The organism is Duganella aceris (assembly GCF_011090165.1).
In the GTDB taxonomy this organism is placed as follows: Bacteria; Pseudomonadota; Gammaproteobacteria; order Burkholderiales; family Burkholderiaceae_D; genus Rugamonas; species Rugamonas aceris.
In genome coordinates, this window is record NZ_JAADJT010000010.1 from 281,829 (window position 1) to 299,706 (window position 17,878).

The following is a 17,878-nucleotide window of genomic DNA, read 5'->3' on the forward strand; positions in this document are numbered from 1 at the left end:
CCGCTTATTATGCACGCTCCGCGCCGGACGGGGGCCGCCGCGTGGCGTCAATGCCGCATCTGTTCCCTTACCCAGGCCAGAAGCTGGTCGAAACCGCTGCAGATCGCGTCCGGCGTCACCCCCGCCGCCAGGTGGGCGTCGCCGCCGGCGCGGTTCATCCACACCGCGCGCAGGCCGGCGCCCTGGGCGCCCTGCACGTCCAGCCGCAGGTCGTCGCCGACGTACACCGCGTCCCGCGGCGCCACCCCCATCGCGTCGCAGGCGGCCAGGAAGATCGCCGGGTCCGGCTTGGCGCGGCCGAACCGGGCCGAGGCCAGCGCATACTCGAAATGGTGGTGCAGGCCGATCACCTCCAGGTCGGCGTTGCCGTTGGTGATCACGCCCAGCCGCAACATCCCCTGCAGCAGCGGCAGCACCGGCAGCACGTCGGGATACGGCGTGACGGCGTTGCGCAGCACATTGAAATGCGCCATCGCGCCATCGATCGCGGCCGGATCCTCGCCGGTCTCGGCGAACACGTGCTGCAGCGCGACGCGGCGCAGCTGGTACAGATCGGCCACCAGCTCCGGCCGGTGTTCCAGCAGCGCCAGGCGGCGCGCGCGCAATTCGGCGATGCTGAACGCGGCCGCCACCCGCGGGGCGCGTTCGGCCAGCCAGGCGTGCCAGCTGAGCTCCGCCGCCGCGATCACCGGGCCGATCGGCCACAGGGTGTCGTCGAGGTCGAACAGCAGGGCAAGCGGGCGGCGTGGCGTCATGGCGGTCGGTCTCAGAGTGGGCGTCGGCGTATTGTCGCACCGATCGCCCCGGCCGGCGACGCGCGCTGTATCCGCCCCGGCGACACAAGCTGTTACATCCATTGGCGGCCCCGCGTTACTAAATGCACTAAAATACGGCCCACACCGTGTAAGATGCTGCACCCGTGCGTGCCGCCGGCCCTATTCGATTTGGAGAGAGATTTTTATGAAAAGTTTGTATCTGCGTTCGGGCCTCGCCCTGCTGTGTGCCGTCATTCTGAGCGCCTGCGGCGGCGGCGGCGGCGACCTGGCGCTGCAGGGCGTCATCACCGGCAACGGCGTGGGCAAGTCCGGCCTGGTGCTGCAGAACGAGTCGAACGGCGAAAAGCTGCCGATCACGGCCGGCACCACCGCCTTCGTGTTCACCAAGCTGGTGGCGGTCGACGAGAAATTCAACATCACCATCGCCAGCCAGCCGATCGGCGCCAAGTGCGAAGCCACCGAAAACAGCGGCACCGCCAACGTCTACACCTCCTACCGCATCACCATCACCTGCACCGCCAATCCGTGGACGCTGGGCGGCAACATCACCGGCCTGCGCGGCACCGGCCTGGCGCTGGCCAACGGTTCCGACACCGTCGCCGTGCTGCCGCCGGCCGTCGCCAACGCCGACGTCTCGTTCACCTTCCCGTCCAAGGTGGCCGACGGCTCGCAGTTCGGCGCCACGGTGCTGGTGCAGCCGCAAGGCCAGACCTGCACCATCGATCCCAAGAACAATCCGGGCGTGATGCCCGGTTCGGACGCGCTGGGCCTGGTAGTGAACTGCAAAAACAACTAATCGCCGGCGCCGCGCGCCTCCAGCGGGAGGGCGCGGCGCTCAATTTTTGGAGAAATACATGAAATTATCGTATGCAGGCGCCGGTGTGGCGCTGATCCTGGCGGCCACGCTGGCCGCTTGCGGCGGCAAGGCGCAGTTCACGCTGCAGGGCACGGTCGACAACCTGAGGAATTCCGGCCTGGTGCTGGCCAACGGCAACGACACCGTCAGCGTGCCGGCCGGCGCCACCAGCTTCACCTTCCCGCAGCAGATCGACTACGGCACCACCTACAACATCACCGTCAAGACCGATCCGGCGCACATGAATTGCCAGATCGGCGGCGGCAGCGGTTCGGCCGGCCACACCGTCACCATCCAGGCGCAGGTGGTGTGCAACCAGAACACCTACACGCTGGGCGGCCTGTTCACCGGCCTGACGGCGGCGGCCGACGGTACCGCGCGCACCGTGACCCTGCTCAACGGCAGTACCGGCGGCGCGGTGACGATCAGCAGCGCCAGCGGCACCCTCGGCGCCGGCGACTTCGTGTTCGGCACGCAAGTGGCGGACGGCCAGTCCTACGGCGTGACCGTGGTCAAGCCGGACGTGGCGAACGGCCTGACCTGCACCGTCGCCAACGGCACCGGCGTGATGCACGAGGCGGCGGTCAGCAACCTGATCCTGACCTGCGTCCCGACACCGTAAGCGGCGCCGGGGAGATATTCGATATCGTAATAATTGATATTTGAAAAATAAAGTAGCGTTATATGCCGCGACGCAGCATACTGCACTTGTCTCCTCCACTTCTTGCAAGAGAATTGGATTTAGCCCGCTTTCACCAGCGGGCTTTTTTTTGCCTAAAAAAAAACCGGTGTCAGTGCCGACATTCGGACACGAGTTCAGCCGTAGCGCACGCTACGGCTGAACTCGTGTCCGAATGTCGGCACTGACACCGCTGTTTTAGAGCAGGTTGGCCAGCGCGACGTACTGGGCCAGGCCGACCATCTCGGGACGGTCGGTCGGGTCGATGCCGGCGGCGACGATCTGCGCCTCGGTGAACATCCCGGCCAGGCAGTTGCGGATCACCTTGCGCCGCTGCGAGAACGCCTTCAACACCACCGCCTCCAGCGTCGGGCCGTCGCACGCCAGCGGCTGGGCCACCGGGATCATGCGCACGATCGCCGACTCCACCTTCGGCGGCGGGTCGAACGCTTCCGGCGGCACCACGAACAGCAGCGTCATGTCGTAGCGCCATTGCAGCATCACCGACAGCCGGCCGTAAGTCTTGCTGCCCGGCGGCGCCACCATCCGCTCGACCACTTCCTTCTGCAGCATGAAATGCTGGTCCTGCACCTGCGGCGCGAACGTCGCCAGGTGGAACAGCAGCGGACTGGAGATGTTGTACGGCAGGTTGCCGACGATGCGCAGTTTTTGTCCGGCCGACACCGGGATGGCGCCGAAGTCGAACTTCAGCGCGTCGCCGGCGTGGATGGTCAGCTTGGCCGGGTTGTAGGTCTTTTCCAGCCGCGCCACCAGGTCGCGGTCCAGCTCGACCACGTGCATCATCTTCAGCGTGCGCAGCAACTGTTCGGTCATCGCCCCCAGGCCGGGGCCGATCTCGACCAGCGTGTCGTCCGGCGCCGGGGCGATCGCCTCGGTGATGCTGGCGAGCACGTATTTATCGTGTAAAAAATTTTGGCCGAAGCGTTTGCGGGCGACGTGTTTCATGGTGTTCTTATGTTAAGAGGTGGTGGAGGCCGCCACGGCGTCGGCCATGGCGACGGCGGTGGCGATCGCGGCGTCCATGCTGCCGCGGTCGGCCAGGCCGAAGCCTTGTGCCGCCAGGTCGAGCGCGGTGCCGTGGTCGACCGAGGTGCGGATCAGCGGCAGCCCCAGCGTGATGTTGACGCCCTGGCCGAACGTGGCGTACTTCAGCACCGGCAAGCCCTGGTCGTGGTACATCGCCAGCACGCAGTCGGCGTGCTGCAGGTATTTGGGCTGGAACAGCGTGTCGGCCGGATACGGGCCGCGCGCGTCGATGCCGCGCGCGCGGGCGGCGGCGATCGCCGGGGCGATGACGTCGATGTCTTCGCGCCCCAGGTAGCCGCCCTCGCCGGCGTGCGGGTTCAGGCCGCACAACAGGATGCGCGGCGCGGCGATGCCGAACTTGGTCTTCAGGTCGTGGTCGATGATGTCCAGCACCCGCGCCAGCCCGTCAACGCTGATCGCGGCCGCCACGTCCTTCAGCGCCAGATGGGTGCTGGCCAGCGCGACGCGCAGCGGCGGCGCCCCCGGCGGGGAGCCCGGCTGGCCGGCCAGCATCATCACCACCTGCGGCGTGCCGCTCCGTTCGGCGAAATATTCGGTGTGGCCGGAGAACTTGACGCCGGCGTCGTTGATGGTGCTCTTTTGCAGCGGCGCGGTGACCACCGCTTCGAACCAGCCGGCGCGCACGCCTTCCAGCGCGGCATCCAGCGTGGCCAGCACGCTGCGGCCGTTCTCCGGGTCCAGCACGCCCGGCACCACGTGCGCCGCCAGCGGCACGTCGATCACGCTGAGCCGGCCCGGCCCGAAGTGCGGCAGGCCGCCGTGGCGCACCGCCTGCAGCGACAGCGCCGACAAGCGGATGGCGGGATCGACCGCGTCGGCCGTCATCGCCAGGAAGGCGGCGTCGCCCAGCAGCACGCAGTTGACCGTGTCGCGGCAGGCCCAGGCGGCGCGCAGCGAGATTTCCGGGCCGATGCCGGCCGGCTCGCCGACCGTGACCGCGATGGCGGGGCGCACTCCCGGGCGCCGTGTGGTTGGATAGGCGCTCATGCGTGCTCCCCGATGCGCTTATTTGCCGACGTTGCCGTCGCCTTCGACGCGGTACTCGACGTAGGCGCGGTCGCGGATCTCCCGCTGCCAGCTTTCGCCGGCCTCTTCCAGCTTGCGCTCGCGGATCGCCTGGCGCGCGTTGTTGCGCTCGCGCTCTTTCGAGACGTCGTCGCTCTTGCGCTCCAGTACTTCGATCAGGTGGATGCCGAAGCTGGTTTCCACCGGCTGGCTCACTTCGCCGATCTTCAGGTTGTTCATCGCCGCCTCGAATTCCGGCATGGTGTCGCCCGGATACAGCCAGCCCAGGTCGCCGCCCTTGGCGGCCGCGCCGTCGGTCGACACCAGCCGCGCCAGGTCCTCGAACTTGGCGGCGTTGTTGTCCAGCCGTTCCTTCAGCTCCAGCAGCTTGCGCTTGGCGTCGGCCGCGCTCATGGTCGGCGTCACCTTGATCAGGATGTGGCGCGCGTGGGTCTGCTGCACCGCGGCCACCGCCTGCGCCTCGGCCAGGCTGCGCCGGTCCACCACCTTCAGGATGTGGAACGCGCCGGTGCTCTTGATGATCGGCGTCACCTGCCCGGCCTTGAGCTTGGCCAGCGCCTCGGCGAACACCGGCGGCAGCCGCTCCGGCTGGCGCCAGCCGATCACGCCGCCCTGCAGCGCGTCGCTGGAGTCGGAATAGGTGCCGGCCATCTTGGCGAAGTCGGCGCCGGTGCGCAGCTGGCGCATCACTTCCTCGGCGCGCGCGCGGCGCTGGGCGATCACTTCGGCGGTGGCGTTGTCCGGAATGCGCACCATGATCTGCGAGATGTTGACCTCGAACTGTTCGGCGGCGGCGGCCTTCTCGGCCGCCATGAAACTGTCCACCTCGGCTTCGGAGATCTGCAGCTTGGCGTCCACCTCGTGCTCGCGCAGGCGCTGCATGATGATTTCTTCGCGGATTTCTTCGCGGAACGAGGCGAACGGCGTGCCGTCCTTTTCCATCTGGTTGCGCAAGTCCTGCACGCTGAGCTTTTGCGCCTCGGCGATGCGGGCGATGGCGCGGTCCAGTTGCAGGTCGTCGACGCGCACGCCCATTTCCTTGGCCATCTGCAGCTGCGAGCGCTCGACGATCATGCGTTCGAGCAGCTGGCGCCGCAGGTCGGCCGCCTCCGGCATCGCCACGTTCTGCGCCTTCATGCGGGCGGTGACGGTCTTGATGCGGTTGGCCAGCTCGCGCTGGGTGATGACGTCGTCGTTGACCACCACCACGATCGAGTCGATGGCGACGTTGCCGCTCTCGCCCGGCGGCAGGAAGCCGGCGCCGTCGGCCTTCGGCTTGGCGGCGGCCGCCGGACCGGCGTTGGCGTTGGCGCTCGCGCTGGCGGCGGGGGCGGTGGCCGCGACCGGCTCCGCTTTCTTTTTCGACGAGAACAGGCTGCAACCGCTCAGCGCGGCCGTGCACAACAGCACCGCGAGAATTTTCATTTGATACATACTGGCATTACGCATGGTAGAACGCTCTTGAGTCAGGTGTAAAAAAAATCAAAAAACGTCCGCCGCCGGTGCCGCGCGGCGGACGCCTTGCTTTAGCGGGCGTAGCCCTCGTTCAATCGTTGATAACCGGGAATACTGTTTTTCATCGCCTCCAGCGGACTGCCGACGCCCAGGTGCGACAGGCCGTTCAGCTCCAGCTGGAAGAAGATCTGGGTCGAGGCCTTGGTCGAGGTGGTCACGAAGCGCTGGCCGCCGGTGCGGAACACCCAGCAGTCGGCGTTGTACTCGAGGCCGACCAGGCTTTCCAGGATCTTCTTGTCCTGCAGCGAGTAGCTGATCCGGCCGACGCCGTACCAGCGCTGGAAGATCGGCCACTGGGTCGACAGCTCGACGTTCTTGAAGCTGTTGCGCAGGTAGCGGTAGCCCAGGTTCAACACCTTCTTGGCGCCCGGCGCCCACTGCGTGGTGTAGCTTTGCGACACCACCCGGCTCTGGCTCGGGTTGTACTGCACCGCGCTGTCGAACGACCAGGTCTCGGAGATGCGGCCGGTCGCGGCCAGCAGGATGTCGGAGTGGGCGTCGACCACGGTCGGCGTGGTCGGCAGCTGCACCATCTGGTCGCGGAAGTAGAAGCGCTGGCCGAACGCCAGCCGCAACGCTTCGGCGCCGTTGGCGTCGAGGAAGCGCGACACCAGCGCCGCCGTCAGCTGGTTGGCGTCGCCGATGCGGTCCGAGCCGACGAAGCGGTTTTCGCTGAAGATCTGGCTGAAGTTGAAGGTGGCGGCGTCGGTGTCGAAGGTCGGGAACTTGCTCTGGTCGCGGTACGGCGTGTTGACGTAGAACAGGCGCGGTTCCAGCGTCTGCGTCATGGCCTTGCCGCCCCACTGGATGTCGCGCTCGAACACCAGCCCGGAATCGAGCGAGAAGGTCGGCACCACCCGCGACAGGTTGGTCGACGGGTCGTCCCGGCCGGCCGACGCGTCCTTGAACGCGTCCAGCTGGTAGCTGGCCATGTTGACCATGACCTTGGGCGTGATGAAATAGCTGGCGCCGATGATCGGATAGCTCAGCTGCGGAATCGCCAGCAGGCGGGTGCCGTTGATCAGCGTCGGGTGGTAGAAGCGCGTCAGCTCGCCGTCGAAGCCCCAGTCGAAGCCGCCGGCCACGTCGTACTGGGCGGCGTGGAAGTTGATCGCCGGCAGCCGGTCGTACGGCCGCGTGACGAACAGCGAGGCGTCGACCGCCGATTCCGGATCCTGCAGCACCTGGTACTTCTGCGCCCGCGCGGTCAGGGTCCAGAACTCGCCGTGGTAGTCGGTGCGCAGTTCGCGCAGCAGCTGCCGCTCGGTCGAGCTCGACACGGTCTTGGAAAAGTCGCTCGGGTAGTTGTCGTCCGAGGCGGCGCGCACGCTCCAGCCGAACGACCAGTCCTTGCTCAGGTCCTGCTCGTGCTTGGACTTGATGCTCCAGCGGTCGGCGCTCTTGTCCGGGTTGCTCTCGGCGTACTTGCGGTCGTGCGGCAGGTATTCCAGATAGGTTTCGCCGCGGTACAGGCCGCCGTCGGTCTCGCCCAGGTAGCGGCCGTTGGCGCCGAACTGGATGCCGCGGCTGCCGATGATCTTCGGGTACAGCGTCAGGTCGCGGTTGGGCGCGATATTGAAGTAGTACGGCACCACCAGCTCGGCGCCGTTCTTCGAGCTGAAGCCGGGCGTCGGCGACAGCCAGCCGGAGCGGCGCGCGCCCGACAGCGAGAACGACAGCGCCGGCGTGCCCAGGATCGGCACGTCCTTGAAATAGATGACGGTGGTGCCGGCGGTGCCGACGTCGCGGCCGGAATCGAGGTTCAGCGTGCTGGAGCGCAGATACCAGTCCGGGTTGTAGCCCTGGCAGGTGCTGTAGGTGCCGTTGACCACCACCGCCACGTCCTCGTTGACGAAGTTGATGCGCTCCGCCTTGCCCTGGCCGCTGTTGGTTTCCAGCTTGTAGGTCGGGTTGAGCATGTAGCCCTGGCCGCTGTCCATGTTCAATTTCAGCTCGTCGCCGGTGAAATAGTCGCCGAAGCGCCAGATCTTCACGTTGCCGCTGGCCTCGACCTCGTTCTCGACCTGGCGCAGGCACGCGGTGTCGGCGGTGATCCGGGTCTTGTCCTTGATCAGTTCGGCGTTCCGCTCCAGCGTGACCTCACGCTCGGGGCGGCCGCCGATGTCCTCGGCCTTCACGGTGGTGACGGCGTCCTTGTCCTCCACCCTGGGGGGCCGCTGCTTGAGCGGAGCCTGGGCGTAGGCGGGCACTGCCGAAACAGTGAAGATGGCAGTCAGGGCAAGCGCCCAGCGTTGCGTGCTTGAAGGGGGGGCCGGAAGCCAGCGCATGCGACTCATGAAAAGAAGGGAGGAAGCACCATGAAAGGCGATTTTTTAATTTGAATCCCTTATTATATGGGAATCTTCACCTCCCACCGGTTTCCAAGGCTCGTTGCTATGTCTTTATTACAGAATTTAACTTCCGATACATCCGCCGATCCGCGTCTGGCGCTGCTGACGGCCTGGCTCGCCACGCTCGATGTTGTCGATGTGACCACCGCCCGCCCGGCCTCGGCCGACGCCAGCTTCCGCCGCTATTTCCGCGTCGACGTGCTGCCCGCGCACCGGGCCAGCCTCGGCGACACGCTGATCGTCATGGACGCGCCGCCGGAGCGCGAGAACGTGCTGGCGTTTGTCAAGGTTGACGAAATGCTCACGCATGCCGGCGTCTCGGTGCCGCGCATCGTCGCCACCGATTACGAGGCCGGCTTCCTGCTGATGTCCGACCTGGGCGTGACCACCTACCTGCAGGTGCTGGACCACGACAACGCCTCGACCATGTACGCCGAGGCGCTGGAGGCGCTGGTCAAGTTCCAGGCCAGCAGCCAGCCGGACGTGCTGCCCGAATACGACCGCGCCTTCCTGCTGCGCGAAATGAACCTGTTCCCCGAGTGGTACATCGGCCAGCACCTGAACGCCACGCTGAGCGACAAGCAGTCGGCCGAGCTGCAGGGCGTGTTCGAGGCGATCCTGGCCAATGTGTGCGCGCAGCAGCAGGTGTATGTGCACCGCGACTTCCACTCGCGCAACCTGATGTGGATGGACGCCGGCAACCCCGGCGTGCTGGACTTCCAGGACGCGCTGTACGGCCCGGTCACCTACGACCTGGCCTCGCTGCTGCGCGACGCCTACGTGCAGTGGGACGAGGAACTGGTGCTGGACTGGGCGATCCGCTACTGGCAGCACGCCAAGTCCGCCGGGCTGCCGGTCAACCAGGACATCGACGCCTTCTACAAGGACTTCGAGTACATGGGCCTGCAACGCCACCTGAAGATCCTCGGCCTGTTCTGCCGCCTCCACTACCGCGACGGCAAGGCGCAGTACCTGGACGACCTGCCGACCGTGATGGACTACGTGCGCAAGACCGCCGGCCGCTACAAGGATCTGAAGCCATTGCTGCGCCTGCTCGACGCGCTGGAAGACAAGCAGCCGCAAGTCGGCTACACCTTCTGAGGCGCGCATGAAAGCCATGATCTTCGCCGCCGGCCGCGGCGAACGGATGCGTCCCCTGACCGACACCACGCCCAAGCCGCTGCTCAAAGTGCGCGGCCGGCCGCTGATCGTCTGGCACATCCTCAACCTGGTGCGCGCCGGCATCACCGACATCGTCATCAACCACGCCCACCTGGGCGACCAGATCGAGGCCGCGCTGGGCGACGGCGGCCAGTTCGGCGCCCGGCTGATGTACTCGCGCGAGGCGACCGCGCTGGAGACCGCCGGCGGCATCGCCACCGCGCGCCATCTGCTGGGCGAGGAGCCGTTCGTCGCGGTGTCGGGCGACATCTACATCCCCTACTTCGACTTCGAGCAGGTCAAGGACGTGTTGCACGACAAGGACATGTGGGGCAATCCCTACCCGGCCGACCAGCGCGACGTCTGCTGGCTGTACCTGGTGCCCAACCCGGACTTCCACCCGGACGGCGATTTCGGACTGACCATGTATTCGGTCAGCAGCGACGGCGCGCCGAAATGGACCTTCGGCAACATCGGCGTCTACCGTCCCGAAATGTTCGACGGCATCGCGCCGGGCCAGCACGCCAAGCTGGGGCCGCTGATCCGCGCCTACGCCGACCGGCGCCAGGTCGGCGGCGAAGTCTACCAGGGCGAATGGCACAACCTCGGCACCGTGCGGCAGCTGGAAGCGCTGAACGCGCCGCCGGCGACGCGCCTGGCGGCGGCCAAAGGCGTGCGGTGATGAACGGCTACGCCTCGCGGCGCGCGCGCCTGCTGGCGCACATGCCGCCGGGCGCGGTGGCGGTGCTGTCGACCGCGCCGGAAGTGGCGCGCAACGGCGACAGCGACTACCTGTACCGGCACGACAGCTACTTCTATTACCTGACCGGCTTCACGGAACCGGACAGCACGCTGGTGCTGGTGGCGGCGCGCGGCGACATGCCGGCGCGCGCCATCCTGTTCTGCCGCCAGAAAAACAAGGAACGCGAAATCTGGGAAGGCTTCCGCCACGGCCCGGAAGGCGCGCGCGCCGCCTTCGGCTTCGACGCGGCCCACGCCATCGAAGACCTGGACGGCGAGATCGGCAAGCTGCTGGCCGACGCGCCGGCGCTGTACTACGCGCTGGGCAGCAACGCCGCGCTCGACGCCCAGGTCAAGATCTGGTTCGACAGCGTGCGGCGCATGGCGCGCACCGGCGTCACCGCGCCGGCGGCGGCGATCGACCTGCTGCCGCTGCTGGATGAAATGCGCCTGCTCAAGGACGACGCCGAGCAGGCCTTGATGCGGCGCGCTTGCGACATCTCGTCGCAGGCGCATGCGCGCGCCATGCGCGCCGCGCGGCCCGGGATGTTCGAATACGAGCTGGAAGCGGAACTGCTGTACGAATTCCGCCGCAACGGCGCGCAGGCGCCGGCCTACAACTCCATCGTCGCGGCGGGCGCCAACGCCTGCGTGCTGCACTACAGCGCCAACAACGCGCAAAGCCGCGACGGCGATCTGATACTGATCGACGCCGGCTGCGAATTCGACGGCTACGCCTCCGACATCACCCGCACCTGGCCGGTCAACGGCCGCTTCAGCGAACCGCAAAAGCGCCTGTATCAACTGGTGCTGTCGGCGCAGGCGGCGGCGCTGAAAGCCATCGCGCCCGGCCTGCCCTACGCCGGCGCGCACGAAGCGGCGGTGCAGGTGCTGGCGCAGGGCATGCTCGACCTCGGCCTGCTCGACAAGGACAAGCACGGCGGCGTGGCCGACGTCATCGCCGACAAGCGCCACCTGCAGTTCTACATGCACGGCACCGGCCACTGGCTCGGCATGGACGTGCACGACGTCGGCCAGTACCGCGACACCGCCGCCGCCGGCAAGCCTTCGCGCGCGCTGAAGCCGGGCATGGTGGTGACGGTGGAGCCGGGCATCTACGTGCGTCCGGCCGACGGCGTGCCCGAGGAATACTGGAACACCGGCATCCGCATCGAGGACGATGTGCTGATCACCGCCGACGGCCACGCCATCCTGAGCAGCGCGCCCAGGACCGTGGCCGATATCGAACAACTGATGCAATCGACCAAACAATGACGGAAGTTACCACCTACGACGTCGCCATCTGCGGCGCCGGGCCGGCCGGCATGGCGCTGGCCGCGCTGCTGGCCAAACGCGGCGTGCCCGCCGCGCGCATCGCGCTGCTCGACGCAAAAACGCTGGCGCAAGCAAGCAAGGATCCGCGCTCGATCGCGCTGTCGTGGGGCAGCCGGCAGATACTGGAAGAAATCGGCGCCTGGCCGGTGGCGGCGACCGCCATCCATGAAATCCACGTCTCGCGGCGCGGCCAGTTCGGCCGCAGCCTGATCACGCGCGACGAGCATCGCTTGCCGGCGCTGGGCTATGTGCTGCGCTACGGCGATCTGGTGACGGCGCTGGGCGCGGTGTGCGAACGCGCCGGCATCGCCACGCTGCGGCCGGCGCGCGTCGAGGCGCTCGACGAATCCGGCGACAGCGTCGTGCTGACCATCGGCGGCGAGCAGCCGCGCGCGCTGAACGCCGCCGTCGTGGTGCAGGCCGAAGGCGGTTTGTTCGGCGACCAGGAAAGCAAGGCGCAGCGCCGCGACTATCAACAGACAGCGATCATCGCGCAGGTGCGCAGCAGCCGCGCCCTCGCGCACCGCGCCTTCGAGCGTTTCACCGAACAGGGCCCGCTGGCGCTGCTGCCGCAGGGCGAGGAGTATTCGCTGGTGTGGTGCGTGCGCCCAGATACGGCGGCGCATCTGCAGACGCTGGACGACGCGGCCTTCCTGCGCGAACTGGGCGCAGCGTTCGGCGAGCGCGTCGGCCGCTTCACGCACGCCACGCCGCGCCTGGCCTTCCCGTTGGGACTCAACGCCGATCCACGCGGCAGCGCGCGCACGGTCGCCATCGGCAACGCCGCGCAAACCTTGCACCCGGTGGCGGGCCAGGGCCTGAACCTCGGCCTGCGCGACGCCACCGTGCTGGCGCGCCTGCTGGCGCAAGGCGCGACGCCGGCCATGCTGGCGCAATTCACCGCCCTGCGCGCGCAGGATCGCGGTATGACGGTGCGGCTGACCGACACCATGGCGCGCATCTTCGCCAACGACTCGCCGGCACAGGCGCTGCTCGGCCTGTCGCTGGCCGCGATCGACATGGTCGCCCCGGCCCGCAGCGTGCTGGCCGAACTGATGATGTTCGGCCGCCGTTGACTTGAGGATATCTACCCCGGGGGTAGTGCGCAAGTCCCTGTGGTAAACCCTCTCTTTCGAGCTCTCTTTTCCTCGCTTTTCATCGCTTTTCCTCTCTTTTTGAACTTCCTCGCATATTTGCGATCTAAAGAGAGGAAAAGCGAAGAAAAGAGAGGAGAAAAAAGAATGTTTACCACACTGAGCGTGCAGCTCTCCCCCACGTCCCTACTCCGGCTGGTCGAACAGCAGCGCCTCGAAGGCGGCGCACACGACCTCTCCGAAGCGATCAATACCGCGCTCGAATTCTGGCTTGATGCAAAAGCCGCGCTGTCGCCGGGCGCCGATCCGGCCAAGCTGCGCGGCTATCAATGGAAGTCGCTGTTCCTCCCTGAAGGCACGATCCTGCGATCATGGAGCTACGGCGAACACAACTACGCGCGCGTAGAGGGCGACAAGATCATGCATCAAGGACGATCAGTCTCGCCAAACGAATTCGCGCGCTTCTTCGCGCGCACCGCCCGCAACGCCTGGTTCGACCTGTCCGTGCGCCGTCCCGGCGACAAGCGCTACACAATGGCCGACGTGCTCCGAAGAGAGCAGGCGAAACAGGAACGCACGACCGCGAACACGCCTATTCCAACCGCGCCCGCAGCCATGCCCGTCGCCACCCCGGCGGCGGCTGAAGCGCCACCGGCCCCGGCACCAACCCCGGCGCCGCGCTGCAAAACCGATTTTGATCCCGGCTGGGATCTCCCAGAGCGGCGCAAATTTCGCTGCCGCCTGGAAGACGTCGCGTATTAAGTACGCGTGATCGACGCCCCGCCATCGACCAGCGACGCGGTGCCGGTAACGAAGGACGAATCGTCCGAAGCCAGATACAGCACCGAACGCGCCAGTTCCTCCGGCTGCGCGACGCGTTTCAGCGCATGCAGATTGGTGATGAACGAAGTCGACTCCGGCGTATCGTTCATATCGCGATACATCGCCGTGTCGACCGCGCCCGGCAGCACCGCGTTCACGCGCACGCCTTGCGGACCGTATTCCGCCGCCAGCGCCTGCGTTAAGCCGATCAAGCCGGCCTTGCTGGCCGCGTAAGCCGCCACACCCGGGAAAGCGAAGCTATACCCGACGAAAGTCGACGTGAAGATCACCGAACCGCCACCCTGCTTGATCATTTCCGGCACCTGATGCTTGGCGCCGAGGAAAGCGCTGGTCAGGTTGGCGGCGAGGGTATCGTTCCAGCCCTGCTCCGAAACACCGGTGGTCTCGCCCATTTCGCCCAGCGTACCGGCGTTGTTGTAAGCGATGTCCAGACGGCCAAAGGTAGCCACGGCGGCCGCGACCAACACCGCATTAAAGGCTTCCGAAGTGACATCGCCGGCCAGCGCGATGGCGCTGCCGCCGTCGGCCTTGATCTCGGCGACCAGCGAATCCAGCTCCGCCTGACGGCGCGCCGCGACGACAACCTTCGCGCCCTCGGCGGCGAACAACTTGGCGGTGGCGCGGCCGATGCCGGAAGATGCGCCAGTGACGATAGCTACTTTGTTTTGCAGACGGTTCATGGTGAAGCTCCTTGAGGTGGGTGAGTGAAGCCATCTTATGCTTCACTCACCCGACCATCAATCGGCCAAAACCAAAGACAACATTCACAAATGATGAATCACTCCACCGCCTTGACCATGTCCTCGATGACCTTCTTGGCATCGCCGAACACCATCATGGTGTTCGCCTGGTAGAACAGCTCATTGTCCAGGCCCGCATAGCCGGAAGCCATCGACCGCTTGTTGACGATGATGCTCTTGGCCTTGTACGCCTCCAGGATCGGCATGCCGGCGATCGGCGACTTCGGATCCTTGGCGGCCGGATTGACCACGTCGTTGGCGCCGAGGATCAGCACCACGTCGGTCTGGCCGAATTCACCGTTGATATCCTCCATCTCGAACACCTGGTCGTACGGCACCTCGGCCTCCGCCAGCAACACGTTCATATGGCCCGGCATGCGCCCCGCCACCGGATGGATCGCATACTTGACGCTGACGCCCTTGTGGGTCAGCTTCTCGACCAGCTCCTTGAGCGAGTGCTGCGCGCGCGCCACCGCCAGGCCGTAGCCCGGCACGATGATCACGCTTTCCGCATTGGCCATGATGAACGCCGCATCGTCGGCCGAACCGGATTTGACCGGACGCTGTTCCTTGGCCCCGCCGCCGCCCGCCTCCGCCGGCGCGCCGCCGAAGCCGCCCAGGATCACATTGAAGAACGAACGGTTCATCGCCTTGCACATGATGTACGACAGGATCGCGCCGGACGAACCGACCAGCGAACCGGCGATGATCAGCATCGCATTGTTCAGCGAGAAGCCGATGCCCGCCGCAGCCCAGCCGGAGTAGGAGTTCAGCATCGACACCACCACCGGCATGTCGGCGCCGCCGATCGGGATGATGATCAACACGCCCAGCACAAAGGCGATCGCGGTCATGATCAGGAACGGCGTCCATGCCGGCTCGGTGCCGCCGGCGAAGCAGAACGCCAGCCCCAGGCCGACCATGACGATGGCCAGCGCCAGGTTCAGCATGTGCTGCCCGGCGAAGCTGACCGGCGCGCCCTGGAACAGGCGAAACTTGTACTTGCCCGACAGCTTGCCGAAGGCGATCACCGAGCCCGAGAACGTGATCGCGCCGACGAAGGTGCCGATGAACAGCTCGATGCGATTCCCGAACGGCAGCGCCTCGCCGACCGCCGCGATGCCGAACGCATGCGGCTCCGACACCGCCGCCACCGCGATGCACACCGCCGCCAGACCGATCAGCGAGTGCATCGCCGCCACCAGCTCCGGCATCTTGGTCATCTCGACCTTCTTGGCCAGCACCGCGCCGATGCCGCCGCCGACGATCACGCCGACCGCCACCAGCGCCAGCCCCATGCCGCCGGCGGTGCCGGCCGCCGTGGCTTCCGCCCGCAACTTCAGGATCAGCGCGATGGTGGTGACGAACGCGATCGCCATGCCGGACATGCCGAAGGCATTGCCGGTGCGCGCCGTGCCCGGCGACGACAGCCCTTTCAGCGCCTGGATGAAGCATACCGATGCGATGAGATACATCATCGTCACCAGGTTCATGGAGATGAAGTTCATGCGTGATCTCCCTTCTTCACCTTGGGCTCTTTTTTCCTGAACATCTCCAGCATGCGCTGCGTGACCAGGAACCCGCCGAACACGTTGACGGCGGCCAGCGCCACCGCCACCGTCCCCATGACCTGGCCGATCAGGCCCTCGGTCAGCGAAGCGGCCAGCATGGCGCCGACGATGATGATCGCCGAGATGGCGTTGGTGACCGCCATCAGCGGCGTATGCAGCGCCGGCGTGACGGTCCAGACCACGTGGTAGCCGACGTAAATGGCCAGCACGAAGATGATGAGATTGATGATGGTGTGGCTGACTTCCATGATGGGTTCTCCTTTTTATTTTCTTAAGAGCTCGCCGCCGGTGCACAGCAGCGTGGCCTTGATGATTTCATCTTCGCGGTCGATCACCAGCTTGTCTTCCTTGTCGATGATCAGCTTGAGGAAGTCCAGCACGTTGCGCGCGTACAGCGCCGACGCGTCGGCCGCCACCAGGGTCGCCAGATCCGGCTCGCCGACGATGTGCACGCCGTGCTTGACCACGGTTTTATTCAGCTCCGACAACGGGCAGTTGCCGCCCTGCGACACCGCCAGGTCGACGATCACCGAACCGGGCTTCATCGCCTTCACGGTCTCCTCGGAGATCAGCACCGGCGCCGGACGGCCCGGAATCAGCGCGGTGGTGATGATGATGTCGGCCAGCTTGGCGCGTTCGTGCACCAGCTCCGCCTGACGCCGCATCCAGTCGGCCGGCATCGGCCGCGCGTAGCCGCCCACGCCCTGCGCGATCTCCTTTTCCTCGTCGGTGATGAAGGGCACGTCGATGAACTTCGCGCCCAGCGACTCCACCTGCTCCTTGACCGGCGGCCGCACGTCGGACGCCTCGATCACCGCGCCCAGCCGCTTGGCGGTGGCGATCGCCTGCAGGCCCGCCACGCCGACACCCATGATCAACACCCGCGCCGCCTTGACCGTGCCGGCCGCCGTCATCAGCATCGGCATGAAGCGCTGGTAGGTGTTGGCCGCCACCAGCACCGCCTTGTAGCCGGCGATGTTGGCCTGCGACGACAACACGTCCATCGACTGCGCCCGCGTGATGCGCGGCACCGCCTCCAGCGCGAACGCCTGCAGGCCCGCCGCCGCCATCGCCGCGTTGTTGTCGGCGTCGAACGGATTGAGCATGCCGATCACCACGGTGCCCGGCTTGATCTGCGCCCGTTCCTCGGCGTTCGGCGCGCGCACCTTCAGGATCACGTCGGCGCCCCAGGCCTCGGCCGCCGCGACGATGCGCGCCCCGGCCGCCACATAGGCCTCGTCGGTGACCGAGGCCGGCAGCCCGGCGCCAGACTGCACCAGCAGCTCGTGCTTGGCCGCCAGCTTCTTGACGGTTTCGGGCGTCGCCGCCACCCGGGTCTCACCCGGCCGTGTCTCGGCCGGTACGCTTATTCTCATGGGTGTCTCCAAAGATTAATAAACTGACTAGAATCTAACACGGAAAGCCGGGCGTGGAAGCCCCCTCGTTGGGTCCATCATACGGAATACTTATTTATCAATAAACAGCGGTTTTATCATTACAATTATTACTATTTATCATCAATTGCCGTCTAAAGTGCTGCGCCAGCGCAATACAGTCTTGCCGGTTTTCAAACCAAATGGCTGGAACAGGCTAAAATGTCGGCTCTTTCAAGGATGACTCATGCCGCGTATCTGGAAACCCTCTGTTACTGTTGCCGCCATCGTCGAGAAGGATGGCAAGTTTTTGCTGATCGAAGAAGAAACCAGCGACGGCATCCGCATCAACCAGCCCGCCGGCCACCTGGACCCGCACGAATCGCTGGAACAAGCCGTGATCCGCGAAACGCTGGAAGAAACCGCGTACGACTTCACGCCGACCGCGCTGGTGGGCATGTATATGTCGCGCTACACCTCCAACCGCACCGGCGAGGAAGTGACCTACCTGCGCTTCACCTTCTGCGGCGTGCCCGGCGCGCAGCACGACCGGCCGCTGGATGAAGGTATTTTGCGCACCATGTGGTTGACGCGCGACGAATTGGCCGCATGTGCCGACCGTCACCGCAGCCCGACCGTGCTGCAATGCGTGGACGAATACCTGGAAGGCCGGCGCGCGCCGCTGGAACTGATACAAACACACGCTTCCGTCTTCAAGGAGGCGGTGAGCACCGCCAATGGATAGATAG

At 66.1% G+C, this 17,878-nt stretch carries 17 protein-coding genes; 8 read left to right on the forward strand and 9 right to left on the reverse strand.

Annotated features, from left to right (window positions below):
- Window positions 1-47 precede the first annotated feature (47 nt).
- On the reverse strand, window positions 48-755 hold the full coding sequence (locus tag GW587_RS22245) for an HAD family hydrolase (RefSeq protein WP_166106786.1): 708 nt from the start codon (window positions 753-755) through the stop codon (window positions 48-50).
- 205 nt (window positions 756-960) lie between these two features.
- Between GW587_RS22245 and GW587_RS22250 the strand changes: the two genes are divergently transcribed.
- Complete coding sequence (locus GW587_RS22250; protein ID WP_166106787.1) at window positions 961-1,572, forward strand: hypothetical protein; 612 nt, start codon at window positions 961-963, stop codon at window positions 1,570-1,572.
- A 58-nt stretch (window positions 1,573-1,630) separates the two neighbouring features.
- Window positions 1,631-2,254 (forward strand): hypothetical protein, encoded by a 624-nt coding sequence (locus GW587_RS22255; RefSeq protein WP_166106788.1) that lies wholly within the window; start codon window positions 1,631-1,633, stop codon window positions 2,252-2,254.
- Window positions 2,255-2,509: 255 nt separating this feature from the next.
- Here GW587_RS22255 and rsmA read toward each other — a convergent pair whose 3' ends face one another.
- The 4 genes from rsmA to GW587_RS22275 all read right to left on the reverse strand — a co-directional run bounded on the left by rsmA (window position 2,510) and on the right by GW587_RS22275 (window position 8,208).
- Window positions 2,510-3,277 carry a 16S rRNA (adenine(1518)-N(6)/adenine(1519)-N(6))-dimethyltransferase RsmA gene (rsmA, locus tag GW587_RS22260; protein ID WP_166106789.1) on the reverse strand — a complete coding sequence of 256 codons (768 nt, stop codon included), beginning with the start codon at window positions 3,275-3,277 and terminating at the stop codon, window positions 2,510-2,512.
- Between the two features lie 12 nt (window positions 3,278-3,289).
- Complete coding sequence (gene pdxA, locus GW587_RS22265) at window positions 3,290-4,366, reverse strand: 4-hydroxythreonine-4-phosphate dehydrogenase PdxA (protein WP_166106790.1); 1,077 nt, start codon at window positions 4,364-4,366, stop codon at window positions 3,290-3,292.
- 18 nt (window positions 4,367-4,384) lie between these two features.
- Entirely contained in the window at window positions 4,385-5,839 is a 1,455-nt protein-coding gene (locus GW587_RS22270) for a peptidylprolyl isomerase (RefSeq protein ID WP_166106836.1), read from the reverse strand.
- A 92-nt stretch (window positions 5,840-5,931) separates the two neighbouring features.
- Complete coding sequence (locus GW587_RS22275) at window positions 5,932-8,208, reverse strand: LPS-assembly protein LptD (protein WP_166106791.1); 2,277 nt, start codon at window positions 8,206-8,208, stop codon at window positions 5,932-5,934.
- A 108-nt stretch (window positions 8,209-8,316) separates the two neighbouring features.
- Between GW587_RS22275 and GW587_RS22280 the strand changes: the two genes are divergently transcribed.
- The 5 genes from GW587_RS22280 (at window position 8,317) to GW587_RS22300 (ending at window position 13,364) form a co-directional block, all read left to right on the forward strand.
- Window positions 8,317-9,372: an aminoglycoside phosphotransferase family protein gene (locus tag GW587_RS22280; protein WP_166106792.1), complete on the forward strand. Its 1,056-nt coding sequence runs from the start codon at window positions 8,317-8,319 to the stop codon at window positions 9,370-9,372.
- A 7-nt stretch (window positions 9,373-9,379) separates the two neighbouring features.
- On the forward strand, window positions 9,380-10,114 hold the full coding sequence (murU, locus tag GW587_RS22285; RefSeq protein WP_166106793.1) for an N-acetylmuramate alpha-1-phosphate uridylyltransferase MurU: 735 nt from the start codon (window positions 9,380-9,382) through the stop codon (window positions 10,112-10,114).
- The gene (gene pepP, locus GW587_RS22290; RefSeq protein ID WP_166106794.1) at window positions 10,114-11,448 is read left to right on the forward strand and encodes a Xaa-Pro aminopeptidase; all 1,335 of its coding nucleotides are present in this window, start codon (window positions 10,114-10,116) and stop codon (window positions 11,446-11,448) included. Before murU ends, pepP begins: the two co-directional genes overlap by 1 nt.
- A complete protein-coding gene (locus tag GW587_RS22295; protein ID WP_166106795.1) occupies window positions 11,445-12,584 on the forward strand; it encodes a UbiH/UbiF/VisC/COQ6 family ubiquinone biosynthesis hydroxylase in 1,140 nt (379 codons plus the stop codon). Before pepP ends, GW587_RS22295 begins: the two co-directional genes overlap by 4 nt.
- 165 nt (window positions 12,585-12,749) lie before the next feature.
- A complete protein-coding gene (locus tag GW587_RS22300) occupies window positions 12,750-13,364 on the forward strand; it encodes a hypothetical protein (protein WP_166106796.1) in 615 nt (204 codons plus the stop codon).
- Here the strand turns inward: GW587_RS22300 and GW587_RS22305 are convergent.
- The 4 genes from GW587_RS22305 to GW587_RS22320 all read right to left on the reverse strand — a co-directional run bounded on the left by GW587_RS22305 (window position 13,361) and on the right by GW587_RS22320 (window position 17,132).
- Window positions 13,361-14,125 carry an SDR family oxidoreductase gene (locus GW587_RS22305; protein WP_166106797.1) on the reverse strand — a complete coding sequence of 255 codons (765 nt, stop codon included), beginning with the start codon at window positions 14,123-14,125 and terminating at the stop codon, window positions 13,361-13,363. The genes GW587_RS22300 and GW587_RS22305 overlap by 4 nt on opposite strands.
- A 98-nt stretch (window positions 14,126-14,223) precedes the next feature.
- On the reverse strand, window positions 14,224-15,693 hold the full coding sequence (locus GW587_RS22310) for an NAD(P)(+) transhydrogenase (Re/Si-specific) subunit beta (protein ID WP_166106798.1): 1,470 nt from the start codon (window positions 15,691-15,693) through the stop codon (window positions 14,224-14,226).
- Window positions 15,690-16,004, reverse strand: a complete 315-nt coding sequence (locus GW587_RS22315) for an NAD(P) transhydrogenase subunit alpha part 2 (protein WP_166106799.1) — start codon at window positions 16,002-16,004, stop codon at window positions 15,690-15,692. The genes GW587_RS22310 and GW587_RS22315 overlap by 4 nt, the downstream gene beginning before the upstream one ends.
- Window positions 16,005-16,019: 15 nt before the next feature.
- Window positions 16,020-17,132, reverse strand: coding sequence for a Re/Si-specific NAD(P)(+) transhydrogenase subunit alpha (locus GW587_RS22320; RefSeq protein ID WP_166106800.1), 1,113 nt, complete (start codon window positions 17,130-17,132; stop codon window positions 16,020-16,022).
- A gap of 244 nt (window positions 17,133-17,376) precedes the next feature.
- On the opposite strand from GW587_RS22320, the gene GW587_RS22325 reads away from it, so the two are divergent.
- A complete protein-coding gene (locus GW587_RS22325; RefSeq protein WP_166106801.1) occupies window positions 17,377-17,874 on the forward strand; it encodes an NUDIX hydrolase in 498 nt (165 codons plus the stop codon).
- Window positions 17,875-17,878 lie beyond the last annotated feature (4 nt).

Coding starts and splice junctions, on each gene's coding strand:
- rsmA (WP_166106789.1), bottom strand. CDS start 3,277: ATGAAACACGTCGCCCGCAAACGCTTCGGCCAAAATTTTTTACACGAT.
- GW587_RS22245 (WP_166106786.1), bottom strand. CDS start 755: ATGACGCCACGCCGCCCGCTTGCCCTGCTGTTCGACCTCGACGACACC.
- GW587_RS22320 (WP_166106800.1), bottom strand. CDS start 17,132: ATGAGAATAAGCGTACCGGCCGAGACACGGCCGGGTGAGACCCGGGTG.
- GW587_RS22255 (WP_166106788.1), top strand. CDS start 1,631: ATGAAATTATCGTATGCAGGCGCCGGTGTGGCGCTGATCCTGGCGGCC.
- pdxA (WP_166106790.1), bottom strand. CDS start 4,366: ATGAGCGCCTATCCAACCACACGGCGCCCGGGAGTGCGCCCCGCCATC.
- GW587_RS22315 (WP_166106799.1), bottom strand. CDS start 16,004: ATGGAAGTCAGCCACACCATCATCAATCTCATCATCTTCGTGCTGGCC.
- GW587_RS22250 (WP_166106787.1), top strand. CDS start 961: ATGAAAAGTTTGTATCTGCGTTCGGGCCTCGCCCTGCTGTGTGCCGTC.
- GW587_RS22325 (WP_166106801.1), top strand. CDS start 17,377: ATGCCGCGTATCTGGAAACCCTCTGTTACTGTTGCCGCCATCGTCGAG.
- GW587_RS22305 (WP_166106797.1), bottom strand. CDS start 14,125: ATGAACCGTCTGCAAAACAAAGTAGCTATCGTCACTGGCGCATCTTCC.
- GW587_RS22275 (WP_166106791.1), bottom strand. CDS start 8,208: ATGCGCTGGCTTCCGGCCCCCCCTTCAAGCACGCAACGCTGGGCGCTT.
- GW587_RS22310 (WP_166106798.1), bottom strand. CDS start 15,693: ATGAACTTCATCTCCATGAACCTGGTGACGATGATGTATCTCATCGCA.
- murU (WP_166106793.1), top strand. CDS start 9,380: ATGAAAGCCATGATCTTCGCCGCCGGCCGCGGCGAACGGATGCGTCCC.
- pepP (WP_166106794.1), top strand. CDS start 10,114: ATGAACGGCTACGCCTCGCGGCGCGCGCGCCTGCTGGCGCACATGCCG.
- GW587_RS22270 (WP_166106836.1), bottom strand. CDS start 5,839: ATGTATCAAATGAAAATTCTCGCGGTGCTGTTGTGCACGGCCGCGCTG.
- GW587_RS22300 (WP_166106796.1), top strand. CDS start 12,750: ATGTTTACCACACTGAGCGTGCAGCTCTCCCCCACGTCCCTACTCCGG.
- GW587_RS22295 (WP_166106795.1), top strand. CDS start 11,445: ATGACGGAAGTTACCACCTACGACGTCGCCATCTGCGGCGCCGGGCCG.
- GW587_RS22280 (WP_166106792.1), top strand. CDS start 8,317: ATGTCTTTATTACAGAATTTAACTTCCGATACATCCGCCGATCCGCGT.